We start from the raw sequence: 18,614 nt of genomic DNA on the forward strand, positions 1-18,614 counted from the left end.
GGCTCTGGCGGGGCCTTGCGCGCGTTAAGCGTGCACACGTGCACGTGCACGCGCGTGCACACGAGACCCCACTGTCTGTCAAGCCCTTGGAGGGAGGTGCACCGTGTCCGACGTGGACGATCCGAACGGGATCCTGGTCCGCGGCCCGTGGAGCGGTGATTCCACCTACGCGCCGCCGCCGATCCCGAATTTCGCCGACACCATCGTGTCGACGGAAGACATTCCGGAGGCTCCACCGGAGTCCCCGGAGGAGACCACGATGGAGTTGATGCCGATTCCGGCCGCACCGGACCCGGAATTGGCGCTGCGTTCGGAAGGAATTACGGCCCCGGCGACCGAATATGAGGAAGACGAATACGAGGAAGGCGAATACGTTCAGCCTCGTTCTCTCGCTGACCGTCTCGGTGACTGGCTGGAATTCCGGCTGGAAAGGGCGCGGGCGCTCCATGAGGGCGAAGCGCCTTTCCGGGAGGCTGAGATAGCGCGTAAGGCCGCGCTGATCGAGGGCCGCACCGCGCAGGAAGTCGCGATGATGGAGCAGAACGGAAAGCTCCACGCCGCGATGATGAAAGCGAAGGGCGACAAGGCGGCGGCCCGTGGAAAGGCCGAGGCCGACCGCACGAAAGCGTCCAGCTCCGGCCTGGGGGCGGACAAGGGCCGCTCGAAGGCCGGCGGTGGCGGCGGGTCCTCGCGTGGCGGTGGCGGCACGGGGCCGTCCCGTACGAACTCGAGCCCGGGGCCGAACCGGCCCGGGTCGTCGCGGGGCTCCAACTCGGGCGCTTCCGGGAGCCGTTCGGGGTCCGGGTCGACCGGTGGCGGCGGTGGCGGCGGTGGCGGCAAGAAGGGCCCTGAGCGGGCCTCTGGCGGTCACACGGCCGGTTCCGGGCGCAACGCGCCCGGGGGCTCGAAAGGCCCTCACGCGGGCTCTGGCGGCTCCGGCCGCAGCGGCAGTTCGAAGGGCGACGGCGGCGGCCGGGCAGAGCGCGGCCCGGCATCCACCGCCCGTGCCGAGCGGGCCCGCGGCCGCCAGGAGCGCGCCGCCGTCCGGCAGGCCGGGCGGCAGGAGCGGCGCAGCGCCGGTCACACCGCCGGCCTCGGTGACCGGTCCAAGGACCGCGACCAGGCCCGCGCCAACCGGCACCAGGCGTGGGAGGACCGGCGTGCGAAGCGGCAGGAGCGCGATGCGGCGCGGAAGGCGAAGCGGGAAGCCGCGGCGTCGTCCGGGCCGGGTCGCGTCACCTTGGGCCAGGCCGTCGCGGAGGAAGCCCAGCGCCGCTTCGACAAGCGGCGGGCCGACGCGAAGGCGGCCAAGGACGCGAAGGACGGGAAGGCCGGCACCGAGAAGGTGAGCCTGACCAAGGACAAGGACAAGGGGACCGGCCGCAAGGACGAGAAGGCCGCCAAGGACGGCTCTGATGGGGCCTCCAGCGCCACGGAGGACGACCCGGCAGGCGCTGGCAAGGAGCCCAAGGGCGGTGACGGGGCGTCTGACGGCTCGAAGAAGCGGCGCCGTTTCCGGCGGCGCCGCACCGGCGCGGGCCGGACCGGGGGGCGCGGACGCGCTCGCCGCACCGGCCGGACCGGGCGTGCGGGGAGCGGTCGTACGGGCCGGTCCCGGCGGCGCGGCCGTACGGCGGACAGCCCGTTCGGTGAGGAGGACTCCACCCCGACGGTGGAGTGGCCTGACCACGACACCTGCGCGCCGAAGCGCCCTGCCGCTAAGGGCGAGGACGACATCGTCGACGCCGACATCGTCCCCGACGAGCCCGCGGCCGTCACGACCGGTGTGAAGGGCCTGCCGCCCGCGCCGGAACAGCACACCGCACGGCCCGGCACCAGCCGGCCCACGAGTACGGAAGGGAGCAGCGTGAGCGGCTCGGGAGTCAGCAGGCCGTCCGGGCAGGGCAATCTCGCCGCCCAGCACCGGACGGACATCACGTTCGACGAGTACCTGATGGGCATGGCGAACATCGCCCTCAAGGCCGCCTCCGACCAGGAGCGGGCCGAGGCCCTGATGCAGGCCCTCGGCAAGGTCGCCGACGCCTTGCGGGAGATGGCCGCCGACCTGGTCGGCGACCACAACGTCGACACCAAGGTCACCGACCTGATCGCGGACCTGGCCGACTCCGCGGCCCGCATGAAGGGCCAGGCGGAGAAGTGCGCCGAGATGTGCGGCATCGCCAAGGAGGCCGCCGCTCTCGCCGCCGTGATGGTCGCCCGCGTCTACGGCGAGGACATGGCCGCCAAGGAGGACGCCGGTCTCGCGCACGCCTCGGCCGCCGCCCACCACGACTAGACCCTGGAGGAATCCCGCTGATGAGCGATCTCACGCCCCGCAGCACCGGTGCGGCGCCCGCCCCGGCCGACGGCGACAACCGGTACAAGGCCGTCCAGGCCAAGCTGGACAAGCTCGGCAAGGCCATGGACGACGCCACCCTTGAGCTGGAGTCGCTGCTCCGCAGCATGCAGGCGAACGCCAGCGCCGCCGGCGACATGGCCCAGGACATCGCCAACGCCCACCTCGATGCGAAGTTCGTGGCGCTCACGAACGCCGTGGAGGCCGCCCTGGTCGGCGCCGCCCGCGAGGTCCGCACCCTGTCCGACACCGCCCAGGAGACCGCCGGCCTCACCCACCAGACCCGGCAGACCCACGCCAAGCTCTACGGCGCGCTGGACGACATCCGCTCCAACCGGCGCGAGAAGACGCCCAAGCCCGGGTTCTTCAGCCGCTGACCCCACTCCCCCACCCCCTCCCGCCACGGGCGGCCCCGCACACCAGCGAGGCCGCCCGTGCCCGTTCCGCGAAGGAGAACGCCGGTGACCACGCCGCGCAGCGTCGCGCTCGAACGCCTCGCCTACACCCTCGCCGCGCCCGTGCTGGCCGTGGCCCCGAACCTCTACCCCGACAGCCCCGTCAACTCCTTCGTGCAGCTGGCCGGCGCAGCCGGGATCGGCGGCGTCATCCTCGCCGCCAAGAGCGAGGAGAGCGGCGCCGGACGCAAGATCCTGCGCTGGACCCCGCTGGTCCTGGCCGCCGCCGTCGACGTCGCCGCCAAGAACACCGTCGGCTGGGGCCCGTACTGGCTGGACGGCCTGCTCGCCGCCGGATGGGCGGCGGCAGGCCTGCTGGTGCTGCCGTACTCCCGGCACGCCCGCCGCCGTCACCGCCCCGCCCTCGCCGCCCCCGTCCCGCAGCCGGCGCCCGCCGAGATTGCTCCCGAGCCGTCGCCGGCGCTCCCGGACGACGGTGCGGACCTGCTCACCCAGGAGGCGCGGATGCTGTGGGAGCGCGCCGGGATGCCCGCCCGCACCCACGTCGTCAAGGCCACCCGGCACCCCGGCATGCGGCACGACCTCACCCTGCTGCTGCGGGCCTCGGAGACCGGACGGCCGATCACCGGCCTGTCCCCGGAGGCCGTCGGCGCGGCCTTCGGGGTGCCCGCGGCCGACGTCACCCTCGCGGACGTTCCGCTCCAGCCCGGCCGCCAGGGCGGGCCCGGCTGGATGGAGGTTCAGATCACCCCCGAGGCCAACGCCCGGCGGCGTACCAAGCCGACCGACGCCGAGCGCTGGGTGGACCGCGTCGCCGGTCCCAAGGGCGGTGCCCCCGGCTCCGTCCTGGTCCACCGGACCCGCGACGACGAGCGCGGCGTGACGTTCTACCGGGCGAAGATGGCCGACTCCACCGAGACGCCGCGCATCGACCTGGCCAAGGTCTGCCGCGGCCTGGGCCTGCCCGAGGACGACTCCTGCGTGTTCGTCCTCATCGACGGCTCGGAGTTTCTGATCAGCGCGTTCGACGAGCCGCCGCTGTCGCAGATCTTCCCCGCGACCCGTGAGCTGCTGACCCCGGACGCCAAGGGCATGTACGTGTGCGGGTACACCATCACCGGCCAGCCGGTGAAGAACATGGTGTTCCAGCACGACAAGAACGCCGCGCGGCACGGCCTGATCCTGGGCGTGTCCCGGAGCGGGAAGACGCAGTTCTTCGCCATCGACATGGCCGCCATGTCGATGGCCGGCCAGGTGGTGTGGCTGTCCACGGTCCGCAAGGACGAGAAGACCACCACGCTCGGCCGGTACATCGACCGGCAGGGCTCGAACGCACTGTGGATGGCCCGCTCCCTGCGGGCGGCGAAGGCGCTGTGCGAGATCCGGGCGGGCATGCCCTGGCCGCACGACGGCCAGCCGCACGACTACAAGCCGGGCGACCCGCGCTGCCCCTACCGGCAGCTGAACGTCTTCGCGGACGAGTACATGACCGCGGCGCAGGACGCCGACTTCGGCGAGTTCATCCAGGCCGACGGCGACGACCTCACTGTCACCGGGCTGAAGTACGGCATCGGCTTCAACCCGGCCGGGCAGTCGCCGTTCGCGCACAACGGGTTCTCCACCGAGATGAAGGACAACCTGCGGCAGAACAGCCGGCCCACCATCTTCAACATGGGCAGCCCAGGCGCCACCCGCAAGGCCGCCGAGGGCACGAAGGAGAACCCGTACGACGTGCCGACCATCCCGGCCCGCTACTCCCGCAGCGAAGGCTCCGCGATCGAGCGGGCGATGCGCGGCGAGGCCGACCCGGAGAACGGCGTCAGCACGGGCGGCGTCGCGGTCATCGTCCTCGACAACGGCCGCGCGGTCCTCATGCGGTCGCTGTACGCGGACTTCGACACCGACCTGGCCGACCTGTTCCCCGACGAGGTCAACCGGCTCACCGACTACGAGATCGAGGAGCTGACCAAGCGGGGTTTGTGGTTCGACTGGAACGAGCCCGTGCGGCCGGGCGAGTTCTGGCCCGAGCCCGAGGAAGGCGACGAGGGCGAGGGCAAGTCCCGTCGACGCGGCGGCGGGGGTGGCGGAGGCAAGGGCGGCAGCTCCAAGAGCGGCCGCCGAGCCGAGCCGAAGGTCACCTCGCCCCGCCAGGCGCTGGAGGCCATCAAGAGCCTCACCGACGCCTGATCACACCCCATCCATCCCCGGGGCCGGCCTGCCCGAGCACGGCCGGCCCCACCCGCTGCGAAAAGGAGTACCCGCCCGCCGTGGCCCTCTCTATCTCCGCCACCGTGCTGCTGGGCATCATCGTCGTCGTCCTCGTCAGAGGCGGCCACGTCCGTGTCGGCTCCGCCGTGATCTGTGCCCTGTTCGGCTTCACCCTCGCCGCGACCGGCCTGGCCCCCACCATCAACAACGGCCTCGCCTCCCTCGCCGGACTGATCGCCAGCCTCTGACCTAGCCCGCCCTGCCACCTTCATCAACTCCGCAGTAAAACGCCGGTAGCTGGCGCATGCTCTTGTCGGGCCCCACCACGATCACGGGGGAAGGGACAAGGGCATGGCACACCTGCACTTCACCTGCTGGGACTGCGGCGAGGACTGCATCGTGCACGGCGACGGCTGTGACTGCTGCGATCTGGTCGATGTCCCCGCCGAATGGGACTGCTGGAACTGTGGCGCGCTGAACTACACCCCCGACGACTAGCGCGTCCCCTCCCCTCCCCCACCGCACGACGCCGAAGGGCGCCGCCGGAGAACCACCCGGCGGCGCCCTTCGCGTTCCCGCCTGGAGCCCGCCATGCCCGACACCGCCCCCTCCCCCGCGATAGACCCTCCCGCCCCGGCCACCCGCCGGACCGCCGCGCCGCCGGTGAAGCTGACCCTCGAGGAACGCCTCACCCTCGTGGACGCGGAGATGACCGCGCGCCTGGACGAAGCGTCCGTCGCCTACGAGGTCAACACCGCGCATATCCCCACCGAGCCGGTGGACCTGGCCGACGTCGTCACTGTCCCGCTGACCCCGACGCTCCAGCCGCCCCCGGCCTCCTATCCGAGCCCGGTCGCGGCCCTTCTGCAGCGCGCCCACCACCGCCTGCTCACCGGCGGCTGGTGCTCCGGCGTCCTGGTCGACGAGGACGGCGCCCGCTGCCTGCTCGGAGCCATCCGCGCGGAGGCCGGCGGCGACAGCGGCCTGGAGGCCGACGCCGCCTCCGTGCTCCTGGACGCGATCCGCCGCAAGTTCGGCGAACACGTCGACTCCGTGCCGTCCTTCAACGACGCACACGGATCGGCCCGTGTCCCGGTCCGCATGCTCGACCAGGCCGCCCATCTCGCCGACGCCTGCGGCCTCTAGCCCGCTCCGGATCCCCCGCCTCGCGCCCGTACCCCGCATGCCCGGGGGCCGGACGCGGTGCAGGCCACCCGGCCCGGACACACAGCTTCCTCGACCAGCTCGAACCGCCCCCCGCTCGCAAGGACAAGCAGCTGCTCGCGAAGCTGCGCACCGCGTGGAAGGAATCCTGGGAGCAGGGCGGCTTCCTCCACGAGCGGTGGGAGGACGTCGTCCAGGCCCGGCAGGTCAGCTGGTGCGAGATCGCCAACTGGATCAAGGCAGCCGTCCTGCTGGGCGGGCTCAGCCTCATCGTGATGATGGTGGACGCCGCCGGCGACATCACCTCCGCCGTGCTCAAGGGCCTGTCCGACGTCCCGGCCACCGCCTCCGGGAACAGCAGCGGGCTGTGGCGCACGGTCGACCACCCGATCCGCGTGTTCCTCGCCGACCAGGCCGCGCATCTGCCGGTCGCCCCGGCCGCCCTGTATGCGTTCTGGCAGCTGACCGGGCTGATCGGCCTCGTCGGCGGCTTGTTCGGCAACGCCGGAGCCCGCATCGCCTGGGCACTGTTCGGGATCGGCAGCCTCGCCATGATCTGGTCCGCCGCCCCGGCCGGCGGCCGCGCCGCCGCCACCGGACTCGCCGCCCTCATGTGGGCACTCGCCAGCATCTTCGCCCTGCGCGGCCTGACCCTGCGGCCCGTCGTCCACAACCACCCGCCGCAGTACCAGTTCAACCCCGCCCTCCACATCCACGCCACGATCCCCGCCCCCACCCCGGCCGGTGACGACTACGACGACGAACCGGACAACGTCCACCCGCTCCAGCGCTGAACCCCACCCCACCCCGCCGCGCGCCCCGGCCCGGAGCGCGCGGACACCGAACCCGAAGGGACACCCCATGCAGCTGAAGGACACCGAGCTCCGCATCGCCACCTTCCACGGCCGCCACGACGGCGCCCCGGCGAAGATCACCGCCGTGCGCGACGACACCCGCCCCGAGCCGTACTTCTGGTTGTGCTCTTGCGGCGCCGGGCGCTCGTTCCCGACCGAGGACGGCGTGTTCCCCAGCGCCTGGCGGCACACCCACCCCACCCGCCTCGACCGGCTGCGGCAGTGGACCACCCGCCGACTGCGCACCCGCCGCGCCGCCCGCTGACCTGACGCCCTGCCTGGCTCTCGCCCACCCCGCACGGGGTCGGGCGAGGGCTGGACAGGCCGCCCGCCCGCACGCACCACTCCACCCGCGAGAGAAGGAGACGTCGTCTTGGCGAAAGCGCCGACCGTCATAGGAGTGCTCACCGAGCCCCCCGGCCCCGACCTGGTGGAAAGTCAACCGCCGCAAGGTCTTCGGCATCGGCGGGCTGCTGATCGGCTACCTGATCGGCACCCACCTGGCAGGCGCCCCCGAGCAGCAGCCGACCCCGCCCCGGCCGGGCCACAGCACGCCCGCGCCCGGTGAGCACTCCACGCGCACGGCCCACGGCCTCGCCGCATAACCCGCCCGCACCACCCGCCGCGCCCCGCCGACACCCGCACCACGTCGGCGGGGCGCAGCGCTGCCCGCCCGACGACTGGAGGAGACCGCTCGTGCTCATCCCCCGCCCGCGCCGCCGGATCGGCCGGCCCCGCCCGCAGCGCCCCGGCTCCCGCTACCCGCAGCGCCCCGCCCGGCTGCCCGGTACCTGGAGCAGGTGGTGGCCGACCAGGACGAGGACCTGGTCGACGTCGACCTCTACGACCCCGGCGACGGCTCCTTACCGGTCTACCGGTGGAGGCAGGCCGGGCGCGCGAACCTCGCCACCCGCCGCCAACTGCGGGAGATGGGACTTCGCCCGGGAGGAGCGGAGCCGGTCGCCCGGATTGATTGCCGTGGGGGCAAGCGCTTCGCGTGGCTGTACCGGATCGACCTGGCGGAACCCAAGTTCCCGATGACCCTCGCGAAGGAAGCCGCGCTCGACAAGGCGATGGCTGCTCGCCAGACGTGTCCCGGCCCCTGTGGCCGGCGCTATTTCCACTGCCTTCCCTTACGGACCTTGGGGTCCTGCTTGGAGTGCTTCGACGGCACGCCCGCCGACCCCGCCTCCTACATCGCTCCCCCGGCCAAGCACCTGCTGGCCGCCTGATCCGAGAGGACAACAGACCATGAGCAAGACCACCCTCGCCGCCTTCACCGAGCCGGACCGTCCCAGGAACCTGCTGATGCGGTTCATCACGGTCGGCGGCTCATACGTGGACGTCACCGGCCCCGGCAAGCACTCTGAGAAGAATCGCTGGCACTGCCACGGCTGCGGCGACTCCTCCGACCGGCCCGAGGAGGACTACCTGTTCCGCATCCGGCCGGACGCCAACGCCCACGCCACCGCCTGCCGCGCGATCCCGCTGAGGTGACCGGCCGCCGTCTGCGGACCGCCCTGCTGCTCGCTGCCTTCCCGGCCGCCGCGGCCGGGGCCGCCACCCTCGCGCTCAGGGCCGGGCACCGGTGGCTGCACGCTGACCGGCACCGCATCGAGCTGACGCCCCTGCCCCGCTCCTGCCCCGACGGCCGGGGCGAGGGCGGCTGGTGGGTCGACGGCGCGAACCCGGAGATGGAGGCGTGCGGCTGCTGGGCGAACCGGCCCACCTGGCGCATCCGGCTCCTGCCCGTCCCGGCCTGGCCGGACGAACCCCCGTTCTGAAGCGACCCGACCCCGGCCAGTGCGGCCGGGGCCGGACCTCGGGTGGCCGCGCATCGGCAAAGGGCCGGCCACCCGCTCCCTCACCCAGATCCGAGATCAGGAGAACACCAGCATGCCCCGTCACCTCACCACCGAGCGCCTGGCCCTCTTCGGCACCCTGCTGGCCACCTTCGGCGAGCTGCATCCCGCATGTGACCACTGGGTCCAGGGCAGCAAGACGGCCTCGTGGAAGCGGCTGTACGGCAAGGACCTCGTCCACGCCGACGGTTCCCCCGCTACGCGGGACTCCACCCGCCCGACCATGACCACCAGCACCCTTGGAAGGCACGCGGTGGCCTGCCACGTCGCGTCGTACACCGCCGTGCAGCTCGGGGCGACCATCGCGATCACCCGCGCGTTCGGCTACCGCGTCACCCCGACCGCGCTGCTCGCCGGCGCGGCCATCAACGCTGGAACGCACGCCGCGATCGACCGCGGAGCCGTGCTGCTGTGGCTCGCGAAGAAGACCAAGAAGACTGGCTACATCGAGCACTGCCAGGCGGTCCGCCTCGACGACGAAGGCGCGGTCACCAAGGAGCTCACCGGGCCGGGCAGCGCATGGATGGAGCTGGACGCGGCCCTGCACCGCGCCATCGGCATCGGCGCCGCCGCCGTCACCACCTGGCTCACCACCCGCCCCGGCGGCCGCCGGTGAGCCGTACCCGCCTGGACCGCGTCCGCGCCTCGGTCGGGATCGCCCAGCTCGCCCTCCAGCAGATCGAGGACGACCTGAGCGCCGACGACATCGCCGCCCCCGAGCTCGCCGACATCCTGCGCGAGCTCCAGGAGGACATCGCCCTCCCCGGCGGCCTCTTCCCCACGCTCGCCCAGATGGTCAATACCGCCGCCCGCAAGGCGGAGCAGCTCGAGCCCTACCGCGACGGCGTCGCTTCCTGCTCCCTGCACGAGGCCGCCGCCCTGATCACCGAAAACGCCGGGCAGCGCATGACCTGGGCCGCCCGCGCCCTTGAACCGCAAGGAGACGACACGTGAGTCAGACCCAGCCGCAGCTCCCGGAGAACGCGCTCGTCGTGCTGATCGGTGCCAGCGGCGCCGGGAAGAGCACCCTGGCCCGCACCTGGCCGGCCTCCCAGGTCCTCTCCCTCGACGGTCTGAGGGGCACGGTCGGCGACGACCCGGGTGACCAGGCCGCCACCGCCGACGCCGCCGACGTCCTCAAGCTCATCCTGGAGCGCCGGATGGCCCGCCGCCTGAACACGGTCGTCGACGCCACCAACGTCGAAGAGGCTGTCAGGGTCGAGCTGGTGATGACGGCGAAGAAGTACGGCGTGCCGACGGTCGCCGTCGTCGTCTCCACGCCGCTGTCGCTGTGCCTCCAGCGGCAAGGGCCGCGCCCGGCCAACCGGCGCGTGCCCGACGACGTCGTCCGGCGTCAGCACGAGGCGATGACCTTCTCGCACCAGAGCCTCGCCAGGGAGGGCTTCAACCAGGTCCTCTTCGCCCACGGCCTGAACCGGCTGGAGCCGTACCTGCGGCACCTGAGCGAGGCCCGCCAGGCCGACCTCGGCCTGGACGGCGGCGACGGCCTGGGCCACCTGCTCCTCGTACGCCGCTTCTTCGGCGAGGAGATCCTGCCGATGTGGCGATGGAACGACGACTCCGACATCGCCGGCGGCGACCGCGTCGGCGAGATCCGCCTCGGCCAGCAGTCCCTCACCCTCGCCCTGCGCCTGGACGTCGACGGCGAGGGCGACATCGGGTTTGACGTGCGCGTGCCGTGCCCGTTCGACCCCGAGTGCAGCGGCACCGCCTGGACGCCGGCCTACAGCGTCACCTGCCTTCACCGCGCGCTCACCGGCGACCTGGACCACCGCGACGACATCGTCTGCGACGTCCACGGCGGCTACGACGACATCGACCAAGAGGCCGACGACCACGCGGCCAGCATGGACGACGACGCGGATGGCCGCGCCGACCTGGAAGAGCAGTACACCGCGGCGGTCCGCGAATGAGCCGCGCCGCCGACGGCCCGCACCCGCACCCGCTCACCCCGGCCGAACTCCGGGCCGGGGACGAGTGGTGGCACGGCTGCGGGGAGTGCCGCATCCCGATCCAGGGCGGTGCGGCCGGTCTCGCCGCGCACCGCCGAACCGTCCACGACCCCCGCCGCGACTACGGCGACCGCCGCATCCCCGTCACCATCCAGCTCGACTTCTGATCCGGACCGGCACGCCGAGACCTGCTCACACCCCCCGCGTACGACGCAGGCCGGGGCGGTCGCGGTGGTCCCTCACCGCCGAGAAGAACGAAAGGAGATGGACGTCATGACCATGCTCCCCCTCTATGAGGTCGACGTCCCGATAAGGAACACCGCCGGCCTGCGCGGTGTGCACGTCTTCACCGGCCACGCCGACAGGCGCAGCGCCGCCGTACGGATCGCCCACGAGGTCTACGACCAGGCCGCCGCAGCGCGGCAGGCCGGACTCGAGGTCCCCGGCAGGCGGCCGGACGGATGGACGGCGCGCGGCTACCGGCCCGGCTGGGAGCTCGACTGGAAGGCGGCGAGCGCCGGCCGCTGGAACGACCCGTACAGCTGGACCCGCGCCGACGACGGCGACTTCGAGCTGTAGATCCGCCCCGGGACAGGCGTCCAGGCGTCCAAACCGATCGCCTGCCCCGGGCCTTCCCATCCCGCACGAGACGAGAGGGAGATCCCCAGTATGGACTCCGTCCTGCGCACACAGGCCCGGTTCGGGCAGCGCGCACTCCTCCTGACGACCGCGGCCGTGCTGTTGACCGGCTGGGCCGTCCACGCCATCGCCCTGCACAAGAAGATCGCCGCCAGCCGCCGAGACCCGCTGACCGGCCTGCTGCGCCGCGACGCCTACACCGCCCGCGCCCGCCGCCTCCTGGCCCGCCACGGTGACGTGGCCGTGGTGATGGTCGACGCCGACAGGTTCAAGGAGATCAACGACAACCTCGGGCACGCGGCGGGCGACACCGTCCTCGCATCGGTTGCGGCCCGCCTCACGGCCTGGGCGGGCCCGCGCGCTGCGTTCGGCAGGCTCGGAGGCGATGAGTTCGCCGTCGTCCTGGAGCTGCCCGCCGCCCACCGCGCGCTCCGCCTGGAGCAGCTGGTCCGGATGCTGCACACGCCGGTCACCCTGGACGACGGCCGCACCGTTGACGTCGCCGCCTCGGTCGGCGCCGCCACCCCGGACGTGATCGGCACCCGCGACCTGCCCGCGTTGCAGCGGGCCGCCGACGCCGCCCTGTACGACGGCAAGCACTCCGGCCGGGCGGTCCTGGCGAGTGCAGCGCACGCCACCGTGCCGTCCGTCAACGGGCGCCGCGCGGGCAGGCCGGGCACGGCCGTGTGGGGGCGAGCGGCGTGAGCACCGTGACCCTTCCGCCGGCGGGTGACTGGATCCGCGGCATCAGCGTCAAGCAGCCGCCGCACGCCGCCTGCATCCTCGCCGGGGCCAAGACGATCGAGAACAGGCCCCGGGCGTGGTCGTGGCGAGGCTGGCTGCTTCTGCACACGAGCCAGCAGATCGACCGCCCCGCCCTGCGCGTGCCGCTGATCGCCCGCACGGTCCGCGGCCGCGAGCTGCCGACCGGCGCCGTGATCGGCGTCGCCCGGCTGACCGGCTGCCACCAGGATCCGGACGGCTCCCCGCCCTGCACCGAGTTCGCGCAGCCCGGGGTGTGGCATCTGGAGATCAGCGACGTCCAGGCCCTCGCCCTGCCGATCCCGGCGCGCGGGCAGCTCGGCCCCTGGCGGCCCACTGAGGATCTGGTCGACCAGGTCCTCCAGCAGCTCCCGCACCTGCGGCCGTGACCGCCCGGCGCCGCCACCTGCACCCGGTGCCCACACGCCGAAGCAGCCCGTGGCGCCGGTCCAGCTCCTGAACTGGCGCCACTCCTCGCACTTCGGGCCGCCCGCCCCGTGCGTGCTGTGCGGCACCACCACCCCGCTGAGGTCCCACGCCAAAAAGCCCGCCCACAAGATCTGCGCGGAGCTCTGGAACGCGGCGCACCCAAGCGAGACCCGGTTCGTCTCCGACCCGCCCAAAGGCGGCCAGACGACCGACCACGCCTGACCTCACCTCCCGACGGAGGCCCACATGAGCAGCACCCAGCCCGACGTCGACCACACCCTCGCCTACCCCGAGCCGCCGGCCTCCCCGCTCTGGCACCGCCACGGCGCCAAGGCCCGCCCGCTCACCGACGCACAGCGCCAGCGCAACCGCGAGCTCCTGGTCCTCGCGCAGCGCACCCCCCGACCCCGCTCCCCTCGCTCCACCGAGACCCTGGCGGAGGCCAGCTGATGAACCCCCAGACACACCTGGCCATAGACGGCTACGTCGACGCGATCCCGGCCCCCGGCACCAGCTGGGGCACCGTCCGCTTCGACCTGATCCACTCCCCCACCGACGCGGACACCCTCGCGCCCGACGCCCCGGACACCGTTTACGCCTGCACCACCGGCGACCCGCGCATCGCCTACGCCCTGCTGCGCGAGATCCAGCCCGGCGACCTCGTGAGCGTCACCGGCACCCTCGTCCAGCCCGACGACCCCCAGGCCCCGGCCCGCTTCACCGTCGACGGTCTGGAGGTCCTCGAGGCCGCGCCGGCCCCTGTGGTCTACGACCTCGTGCTGGAGCGGTTCGGGAACTACGTCGTCGTCTTCGACGCTGACCGCGACCAGGTCCCGGTGTTCACCGCGTCGGGCCGCTGGGTCGGCGAGGCCGGCACCGCCGACGCCATCAGCGACCTCATCGACGCCTACGAGAACGGCGGCCTGCGATGACGATCACCGTTCCCGTGCAGCGCACCGTCCTGGAGAGGTTCCCCGCCGGGCATCCCCGCGGTTCCTGGCCCGCCGACGAATACGCCGCCGCCCAGCGCGATCAGGGCATCGCCGCCCGCGTCGTGATGGACCTCAGCAGCGACCAGTTGCTCGTGGTCACCGACACCCCCACCCAGTAGTACCCGCCACCCCGAGCGCCGCCCCGCCTTCCCGGCCCGGGGCGGCGCTCGATTCCTACTGCGAGGCTTGGAGGCCTCGTGACGTACGACGTGTTCGTCGACTCCTTCGGCGCCCGCTGGCAGGACTCGCCGCCCGCGCTACCGCCCGCGGTGCTGTCCGTCAACCTCCTCAACGCCGTGCTGAACCCGCCGGACGACCCTGCCCTGGCCGACGTCTCGCCCGCCAGACCGGACGGGACACGGCGTGCGCGGCTACATCCTGGTGACGCCGGGCGCGGCCCGCATCGTCGACGACGCCGTGCACGGCCTCACCGGCCTGCTCGCCGCCGCGAACGGCACTGGGGGCCGGATACGCTCCAGGGCACCGGTGGTTTCGCACCTGGCGCGAGCTACGTCAGCACCAGCGGGTCCGGGGGCAGTTCCAGCCTCCGCCCCCTCCGCTACCGTCTGACGAGTCGCCCGACCCGCTCGGCAGCCCATCCGGGTAGGAGCTGTTGCGGCGCCGGTCACCGGGGAACGGGTCGTGGTAGTCGGGGTCCCCGTCATCGTCCCGGTCCGGCAGGCTCGGCCGGTCGCCGTCGTCCCCGCCGGGGTCGGGGCAGCCGTTGTCCCGGTGAGTCAGTCCAATGGTCACCCACATGTCGACGGTGACATCCCCGCCCTTGGCCGGGTCGGTCACGCACACCCGCCAGTCGTCGTACTCACCCTCGTCGGGAAGCTGGTCGTTGACGTACGCCGTGGACGCCATGATGTGGTCGGCCGGGACGGTCCCAAGAGCGGCGACCTCCTTGTGCGCTGTCCTCCACGTCTTCCAGACCAGGTCCGGCATCGTCGGCCACGGGATCGCACCCCCGTCCTCCCGGGGACAAGGGGCGCCCTTCTTCACCGCGCCGAAGTCGATCGTCCTTGTGCCGGACGAGGTCCAGCCAGTGCGCTGGAAACAGACGGTCCAGTTGAGCCGCATCATGATGCTTTTGTCCTCGTCGGACGCGTCGTGCTCGTCTACGCCGAAACCGGCGGCCTCCGCAGCTTTCCGCGCGTCGTCCAGAGACATCCCCCGGTAGTTCTTCGCCGCGGGGCGGGGCCTGGAGGTCGGTGACGGCGGGGACATCGGCGCGGTTCGGGCCGGGATGTTCACCGTGTCCGCGCCTACCGCGGCTTTCCCGTCCGCCGGCGCCGCAGTACCTCTGCTCTGGTTCTCGGGCTCCGGGGCGACCGACCCGAGAAGAGCAAACGCCGCAACTGTGGCGGCCACCTTCACGCCCTTGCTCCAGGACGTGTCCTTCCAGACCAGGACGATCGCGACGACCATCACTGCGAAGCCCAGGTACGGGCTGATCAGCCCCAGCACGGGAATAGCGAGGAAGAAGCCGATGCGGGCACGGATGGTCAGCCACCACCGGGTGCGAGGAGCGGCCGGGTACGGCGATGGAGGGGAAGGAGCGGGCGGGCGGTGCATGGGCGGTGTCTTCTCTGGCGCTGGGGCATGTCGGCCCGTGAGGTCCCTCGGGACGTCTGTCGAGCGACCGCATCGTACAGAGCACGGGGAATGCCTCTCCCGCGGGACCGGTGCCGCCCGTTCACCTGTCCGGCGCTGGTGACACTAAGGGCTGTCCCGCAATGGCTCGGGAGCTCGTGGCCCTGTCGTCCTGCAGGTTGGCAGCGAGGCTGTGGGAGGAGTTGAATGGGCCCGTACTCGACGGGCACGTCCCGCCCCGGCGACAGCGCCGCCCTGACGCGGCTTTTCGAGATCACCGCGCAGACCGCCATGCGCTATGTCGGCACCGTCTGCCGGAGCGCACCGTGAAACTGCCCAGGTAGCGGGCGCGCTCCGAGCCCGATGCCAGCGGAAAGTCCGTGGCGGTGCAGTAGTGGGTCCGGCATCATCCCCGTGTGATTGTGATGCAACCCGTTCTGGAGATATCCGCCACCGACGACTTCGCGCTCTGGCCGGTTGGCGAGCAGAAATCGTATGGCTACCTTGTACTGAACGGGGAGCTTACTCCGGCGGAGGTCGGTACGGCGGTTAGGCAGATCGCCGACTGCAACGACTTCGAGCCGGATGAGGAGTACGGGCCGTGCCCGACCGACCCACTCGGCATCTTCCTGCACGGGCTGCTCACCATGCCTGATCTGTTCGCCGCTGGCGGGTTCCGGGTGACTGACAACGCCACTGACACCGTCTTGGTCGAGCCTGGCTGCTGCAGCGGCCTGGAGGGCTGGCGGGACTGGTTGGAGGTGCTCGACGGTACCGGCTGCGCCTACTTCGGCCACGATCCATTCTCGGTGGCCGAACGCGTCAACGACATGGTCCGGCTCACGCTCGATGCCCACGGGACGGACGGCAGCCCGGTGATCGAGCTGTCGGTGGACCAGGTCGGCAGGCTCGTCGCCGGCGCCCAGCAGGATTTGCAGGACTTCCTCAGCCTCGCCGGGACCTGGGCTGAGCACCACCTGCCGGCCCACGCTGCCGCCGTCACCGCCGCCCTGTCACGGGCACTGGACCTGGCGCCCACACCATGACCAGCTTCCTGACCCACCGAACGCGCGTGCACGACGACAGCCTCCCCCTCCACCGGCGGCACAGCGCGCTGCGGACCTGCCTCACCATTTTTGCTCCTTACGGTCTACGGGCGACGTACCACCACCTCACGCTCAGCGCCGCGATCCCCCGACGGCTGGAGGCGGACCCGGATGCCCTGGTGCGGGCAGTAGAGGAACTGCACGAGGCGAGGGCGCTGTGGCTCGCGCGAGCGGAGGAGTACGCCGCGCAACGCCGGGCAGAGAAGCAGGCCGGGCAGCGGGCCGTACCAGATCCGCGACCGTGGTGGCTGCGGAGCTGGTGGGAAACCCCGAACCGCGCCTGGTTCGAAGACCCGTTTCGCCATCCTTCGCTGCGGCTGCCCGAGTAGTCCGGCGACAGAACTCGATTCTGGACGGCGCCGAGCCGCCTGGCTGCCCGGCTTGTGGGGAAGAGGGGCTGCCTGTGCTGAGCTCGACTGGGCACGGATGGGTGGAGCTGTGCCGTGAGTGCGCGTGGGTGCTGGCGCCATGTCCGTGCGGACACCGGCACCGGTTCGTCCCGGAGACGCCGTTCAACTGGAAAGGGATCTGGCAGCGGGCGCACATGAGCGATGACGGCACGCCGAACCCACATTGGCCTGCGGGCTAGGTTCTGTCTCTGGTCAGCGTCGGGTCCAGATGAGGATGCCTGCGAGGTGGAGTGCGGCCTGGTAGGCAATGGCGAGTTTGTCTGTCCGTGTGGCCAGGCCGCGCCACTGTTGGCGCGTTCGCCCCTGCCCGAACCCGTGCCCGACCGGATCGGACGCCCCGCCCCCGAAGCGCCCGCAGACCGTCCCTGACAACCACACACCCCGGGCCACCGCGGCGCGGCAAGCCCTGCTGGTACGACGATGGGCTGGGACCGGCAGGCGGCCTTGGGAATGAATGTTTGCGGTAGTACGGCGAGGCGCCGCCGGAGCAAGGAGCTGGATCCGTTAGCAGTACCGCGTGATGAGATCTTCTTTCAGGCGTTGGATCCAGGAGGAGGCCAGGTCCGTGGTGCTCGCGGAGCTGGGCGCTTGACGTGGACGAGACCGTTACGACGGCGCTGATTGCGGCCGGGGCCGCGGTAAGCGGCGGAGCGCTGACCGGTGTGTTCACCCTCGCTGCCGCCAGACGCCAGGCCACAGCAGCCTGGGCTGCGGGCGAGCGCCAGGCTGAGGCCGCCTGGGAAGCCGGCCGACAACAAGCAGCCGCCGCCTGGGACTCCGGACAACTCCAGGCTACGGCCCAACTCGATGTCGCCCGCCGAACCCTCACTGAACAGACGCTCGCGACCCAGCGGGCAGTGCGGCGGGCCGCCTACGTCACCTACCTGAGCCGCGCCGACAGCGCCCATCAGGCACTCGCGGCTTGGCAGGGCGCCATCGGCACCGCCCACGAGACCGGGCGGCGGCGGGAGTACGACGCCGCTGTGAGTGCACTGGCCGAGCCACTGAACGTCGTACGCCTTGAAGGCCCCGATACAGTGGCAGCGGCGGCGGAAATCCTCCGCGACGCAGTGGCCGTCAACATTCCGGGAACCCGGCACGCCGTCGCGCAGGAGGCCTTCCTGAGCGCGGCCCGCGCTGCTCTCGCCCCTGCATAGCTCATGGTCGCCAGATAAGATCCCTAATGCATGGAATCAAAGTTTCCGCTTGGGTGCCGTCAGCCGTAAGCGCACGGGCGCGCCAGGCAGGCGGCACGAAGCGGGGCCCGGTGAACCTGAAGATGTCGTATGAGCACGTTTCCGAGTACGTCACCGTGGTGACGCTCGTGGGCGAGTTGGACGTGTACACAGCTCCAGCCTTGCGTCAGCTGCTGGTCGACATGGTGAACCACGAAAGGTGGTTCCTGGTACTAGACCTGTCGATGGTCACCAATATCGACTCGACGGGAAACGGTGTGCTGGCCGGTGGACTGAAGCGGGTCCGCGCCCACGACGGCATGATGGCACTGGTGGTGCCTCACGAGAGACTTGCGAAAATCTTCCGGATCACTGGGCTGAACAAAGTATTTCCCATCTTCGACACAGCTGACCCCGCCGTCGAATTCCTCGGCCGACGGATGCGTGACGACCTTCGCTGACGACGAATGGCCGAGCGTGGCGACCCGGCGGAGGACGCTCGCCCGTCACCGCGCCGTCTGTCGTTGGGACCCGTGCCGCTCCGGCAAAGGCTGTGCTCGCTGTACCGGGCCCAGAGCAGTCCGGATCGACAGTTGGCTCGCCGCAGGGGCCGGTACGGGCACCGAGGCGGACACCGCTGGCTTCGCTCCGGCATGCGATTGCAGCGGCACT

Annotated in this window: 27 protein-coding genes and 1 pseudogene; 26 read left to right on the forward strand and 2 right to left on the reverse strand. The window is 71.9% G+C overall.

Annotated elements, in window-relative coordinates:
* Window positions 1-103: 103 nt before the first annotated feature.
* From ACZ7LK_RS29480 to ACZ7LK_RS29585, 22 genes are all read left to right on the forward strand, one after another.
* Window positions 104-2,296: an ATP/GTP-binding protein gene (locus ACZ7LK_RS29480; protein ID WP_471144300.1), complete on the forward strand. Its 2,193-nt coding sequence runs from the start codon at window positions 104-106 to the stop codon at window positions 2,294-2,296.
* 20 nt (window positions 2,297-2,316) lie between these two features.
* A complete protein-coding gene (locus ACZ7LK_RS29485; protein WP_471144302.1) occupies window positions 2,317-2,733 on the forward strand; it encodes a conjugal transfer protein TraB in 417 nt (138 codons plus the stop codon).
* A gap of 84 nt (window positions 2,734-2,817) precedes the next feature.
* On the forward strand, window positions 2,818-4,959 hold the full coding sequence (locus ACZ7LK_RS29490; protein WP_471144303.1) for a chromosome segregation protein ParM: 2,142 nt from the start codon (window positions 2,818-2,820) through the stop codon (window positions 4,957-4,959).
* Window positions 4,960-5,039: 80 nt separating this feature from the next.
* The gene (locus tag ACZ7LK_RS29495; protein ID WP_471144304.1) at window positions 5,040-5,228 is read left to right on the forward strand and encodes a hypothetical protein; all 189 of its coding nucleotides are present in this window, start codon (window positions 5,040-5,042) and stop codon (window positions 5,226-5,228) included.
* A gap of 103 nt (window positions 5,229-5,331) precedes the next feature.
* The gene (locus tag ACZ7LK_RS29500) at window positions 5,332-5,478 is read left to right on the forward strand and encodes a hypothetical protein (RefSeq protein ID WP_423548230.1); all 147 of its coding nucleotides are present in this window, start codon (window positions 5,332-5,334) and stop codon (window positions 5,476-5,478) included.
* 93 nt (window positions 5,479-5,571) lie between these two features.
* Complete coding sequence (locus tag ACZ7LK_RS29505; protein WP_471144306.1) at window positions 5,572-6,126, forward strand: DUF6197 family protein; 555 nt, start codon at window positions 5,572-5,574, stop codon at window positions 6,124-6,126.
* 293 nt (window positions 6,127-6,419) lie between these two features.
* Window positions 6,420-6,938: a hypothetical protein gene (locus ACZ7LK_RS29510; RefSeq protein ID WP_471144308.1), complete on the forward strand. Its 519-nt coding sequence runs from the start codon at window positions 6,420-6,422 to the stop codon at window positions 6,936-6,938.
* Between the two features lie 67 nt (window positions 6,939-7,005).
* Window positions 7,006-7,263, forward strand: coding sequence for a hypothetical protein (locus ACZ7LK_RS29515; protein ID WP_471144309.1), 258 nt, complete (start codon window positions 7,006-7,008; stop codon window positions 7,261-7,263).
* A gap of 538 nt (window positions 7,264-7,801) precedes the next feature.
* The gene (locus tag ACZ7LK_RS29520; RefSeq protein WP_471144310.1) at window positions 7,802-8,230 is read left to right on the forward strand and encodes an RRQRL motif-containing zinc-binding protein; all 429 of its coding nucleotides are present in this window, start codon (window positions 7,802-7,804) and stop codon (window positions 8,228-8,230) included.
* A gap of 19 nt (window positions 8,231-8,249) precedes the next feature.
* Window positions 8,250-8,495 carry a hypothetical protein gene (locus ACZ7LK_RS29525; RefSeq protein WP_471144311.1) on the forward strand — a complete coding sequence of 82 codons (246 nt, stop codon included), beginning with the start codon at window positions 8,250-8,252 and terminating at the stop codon, window positions 8,493-8,495.
* Window positions 8,492-8,782 (forward strand): hypothetical protein, encoded by a 291-nt coding sequence (locus tag ACZ7LK_RS29530; protein WP_471144312.1) that lies wholly within the window; start codon window positions 8,492-8,494, stop codon window positions 8,780-8,782. Before ACZ7LK_RS29525 ends, ACZ7LK_RS29530 begins: the two co-directional genes overlap by 4 nt.
* A 112-nt stretch (window positions 8,783-8,894) precedes the next feature.
* Window positions 8,895-9,476 carry a hypothetical protein gene (locus tag ACZ7LK_RS29535; protein ID WP_471144313.1) on the forward strand — a complete coding sequence of 194 codons (582 nt, stop codon included), beginning with the start codon at window positions 8,895-8,897 and terminating at the stop codon, window positions 9,474-9,476.
* Entirely contained in the window at window positions 9,473-9,814 is a 342-nt protein-coding gene (locus tag ACZ7LK_RS29540) for a hypothetical protein (protein WP_471144314.1), read from the forward strand. Before ACZ7LK_RS29535 ends, ACZ7LK_RS29540 begins: the two co-directional genes overlap by 4 nt.
* The gene (locus tag ACZ7LK_RS29545) at window positions 9,811-10,794 is read left to right on the forward strand and encodes an AAA family ATPase (RefSeq protein ID WP_471144315.1); all 984 of its coding nucleotides are present in this window, start codon (window positions 9,811-9,813) and stop codon (window positions 10,792-10,794) included. Before ACZ7LK_RS29540 ends, ACZ7LK_RS29545 begins: the two co-directional genes overlap by 4 nt.
* Window positions 10,791-11,000 carry a hypothetical protein gene (locus ACZ7LK_RS29550; protein ID WP_471144317.1) on the forward strand — a complete coding sequence of 70 codons (210 nt, stop codon included), beginning with the start codon at window positions 10,791-10,793 and terminating at the stop codon, window positions 10,998-11,000. The genes ACZ7LK_RS29545 and ACZ7LK_RS29550 overlap by 4 nt, the downstream gene beginning before the upstream one ends.
* A 106-nt stretch (window positions 11,001-11,106) precedes the next feature.
* On the forward strand, window positions 11,107-11,412 hold the full coding sequence (locus tag ACZ7LK_RS29555) for a hypothetical protein (RefSeq protein ID WP_471144318.1): 306 nt from the start codon (window positions 11,107-11,109) through the stop codon (window positions 11,410-11,412).
* A 90-nt stretch (window positions 11,413-11,502) separates the two neighbouring features.
* Entirely contained in the window at window positions 11,503-12,177 is a 675-nt protein-coding gene (locus tag ACZ7LK_RS29560) for a GGDEF domain-containing protein (protein ID WP_471144320.1), read from the forward strand.
* Complete coding sequence (locus tag ACZ7LK_RS29565) at window positions 12,174-12,623, forward strand: ASCH domain-containing protein (RefSeq protein ID WP_471144321.1); 450 nt, start codon at window positions 12,174-12,176, stop codon at window positions 12,621-12,623. Before ACZ7LK_RS29560 ends, ACZ7LK_RS29565 begins: the two co-directional genes overlap by 4 nt.
* A 49-nt stretch (window positions 12,624-12,672) precedes the next feature.
* Entirely contained in the window at window positions 12,673-12,885 is a 213-nt protein-coding gene (locus ACZ7LK_RS29570; protein WP_471144323.1) for a hypothetical protein, read from the forward strand.
* A 24-nt stretch (window positions 12,886-12,909) separates the two neighbouring features.
* Entirely contained in the window at window positions 12,910-13,113 is a 204-nt protein-coding gene (locus ACZ7LK_RS29575) for a hypothetical protein (RefSeq protein ID WP_064072659.1), read from the forward strand.
* Window positions 13,113-13,595, forward strand: a complete 483-nt coding sequence (locus ACZ7LK_RS29580; RefSeq protein ID WP_471144325.1) for a hypothetical protein — start codon at window positions 13,113-13,115, stop codon at window positions 13,593-13,595. The genes ACZ7LK_RS29575 and ACZ7LK_RS29580 overlap by 1 nt, the downstream gene beginning before the upstream one ends.
* Window positions 13,592-13,774 carry a hypothetical protein gene (locus tag ACZ7LK_RS29585; protein WP_471144326.1) on the forward strand — a complete coding sequence of 61 codons (183 nt, stop codon included), beginning with the start codon at window positions 13,592-13,594 and terminating at the stop codon, window positions 13,772-13,774. The genes ACZ7LK_RS29580 and ACZ7LK_RS29585 overlap by 4 nt, the downstream gene beginning before the upstream one ends.
* Window positions 13,775-14,168: 394 nt before the next feature.
* Here ACZ7LK_RS29585 and ACZ7LK_RS29590 read toward each other — a convergent pair whose 3' ends face one another.
* The gene (locus ACZ7LK_RS29590; protein WP_471144328.1) at window positions 14,169-15,086 is read right to left on the reverse strand and encodes a PASTA domain-containing protein; all 918 of its coding nucleotides are present in this window, start codon (window positions 15,084-15,086) and stop codon (window positions 14,169-14,171) included.
* Between the two features lie 590 nt (window positions 15,087-15,676).
* Here ACZ7LK_RS29590 and ACZ7LK_RS29595 point away from each other — a divergent pair.
* On the forward strand, window positions 15,677-16,297 hold the full coding sequence (locus tag ACZ7LK_RS29595) for a hypothetical protein (RefSeq protein ID WP_471144408.1): 621 nt from the start codon (window positions 15,677-15,679) through the stop codon (window positions 16,295-16,297).
* Complete coding sequence (locus ACZ7LK_RS29600) at window positions 16,294-16,686, forward strand: hypothetical protein (protein ID WP_471144330.1); 393 nt, start codon at window positions 16,294-16,296, stop codon at window positions 16,684-16,686. Before ACZ7LK_RS29595 ends, ACZ7LK_RS29600 begins: the two co-directional genes overlap by 4 nt.
* 273 nt (window positions 16,687-16,959) lie before the next feature.
* Here the strand turns inward: ACZ7LK_RS29600 and ACZ7LK_RS29605 are convergent.
* Window positions 16,960-17,058 (reverse strand): annotated as a pseudogene (locus tag ACZ7LK_RS29605) (IS5/IS1182 family transposase); the annotation flags it as partial.
* Window positions 17,059-17,360: 302 nt separating this feature from the next.
* Between ACZ7LK_RS29605 and ACZ7LK_RS29610 the strand changes: the two are divergent.
* Window positions 17,361-17,924 carry a hypothetical protein gene (locus ACZ7LK_RS29610; protein WP_471144332.1) on the forward strand — a complete coding sequence of 188 codons (564 nt, stop codon included), beginning with the start codon at window positions 17,361-17,363 and terminating at the stop codon, window positions 17,922-17,924.
* Window positions 17,925-18,046: 122 nt separating this feature from the next.
* Window positions 18,047-18,403 (forward strand): STAS domain-containing protein, encoded by a 357-nt coding sequence (locus ACZ7LK_RS29615; RefSeq protein WP_391816565.1) that lies wholly within the window; start codon window positions 18,047-18,049, stop codon window positions 18,401-18,403.
* Window positions 18,404-18,614 lie beyond the last annotated feature (211 nt).

It is taken from the genome of Streptomyces sp. NPDC039423 (assembly GCF_055598725.1).

Coding starts and splice junctions, on each gene's coding strand:
- ACZ7LK_RS29590 (WP_471144328.1), bottom strand. CDS start 15,086: ATGGTCGTCGCGATCGTCCTGGTCTGGAAGGACACGTCCTGGAGCAAG.
- ACZ7LK_RS29515 (WP_471144309.1), top strand. CDS start 7,006: ATGCAGCTGAAGGACACCGAGCTCCGCATCGCCACCTTCCACGGCCGC.
- ACZ7LK_RS29485 (WP_471144302.1), top strand. CDS start 2,317: ATGAGCGATCTCACGCCCCGCAGCACCGGTGCGGCGCCCGCCCCGGCC.
- ACZ7LK_RS29600 (WP_471144330.1), top strand. CDS start 16,294: ATGACCAGCTTCCTGACCCACCGAACGCGCGTGCACGACGACAGCCTC.
- ACZ7LK_RS29505 (WP_471144306.1), top strand. CDS start 5,572: ATGCCCGACACCGCCCCCTCCCCCGCGATAGACCCTCCCGCCCCGGCC.
- ACZ7LK_RS29510 (WP_471144308.1), top strand. CDS start 6,420: ATGATGGTGGACGCCGCCGGCGACATCACCTCCGCCGTGCTCAAGGGC.
- ACZ7LK_RS29575 (WP_064072659.1), top strand. CDS start 12,910: ATGAGCAGCACCCAGCCCGACGTCGACCACACCCTCGCCTACCCCGAG.
- ACZ7LK_RS29500 (WP_423548230.1), top strand. CDS start 5,332: ATGGCACACCTGCACTTCACCTGCTGGGACTGCGGCGAGGACTGCATC.
- ACZ7LK_RS29595 (WP_471144408.1), top strand. CDS start 15,677: ATGCAACCCGTTCTGGAGATATCCGCCACCGACGACTTCGCGCTCTGG.
- ACZ7LK_RS29560 (WP_471144320.1), top strand. CDS start 11,503: ATGGACTCCGTCCTGCGCACACAGGCCCGGTTCGGGCAGCGCGCACTC.
- ACZ7LK_RS29555 (WP_471144318.1), top strand. CDS start 11,107: ATGACCATGCTCCCCCTCTATGAGGTCGACGTCCCGATAAGGAACACC.
- ACZ7LK_RS29535 (WP_471144313.1), top strand. CDS start 8,895: ATGCCCCGTCACCTCACCACCGAGCGCCTGGCCCTCTTCGGCACCCTG.
- ACZ7LK_RS29550 (WP_471144317.1), top strand. CDS start 10,791: ATGAGCCGCGCCGCCGACGGCCCGCACCCGCACCCGCTCACCCCGGCC.
- ACZ7LK_RS29525 (WP_471144311.1), top strand. CDS start 8,250: ATGAGCAAGACCACCCTCGCCGCCTTCACCGAGCCGGACCGTCCCAGG.
- ACZ7LK_RS29615 (WP_391816565.1), top strand. CDS start 18,047: ATGTCGTATGAGCACGTTTCCGAGTACGTCACCGTGGTGACGCTCGTG.
- ACZ7LK_RS29585 (WP_471144326.1), top strand. CDS start 13,592: ATGACGATCACCGTTCCCGTGCAGCGCACCGTCCTGGAGAGGTTCCCC.
- ACZ7LK_RS29580 (WP_471144325.1), top strand. CDS start 13,113: ATGAACCCCCAGACACACCTGGCCATAGACGGCTACGTCGACGCGATC.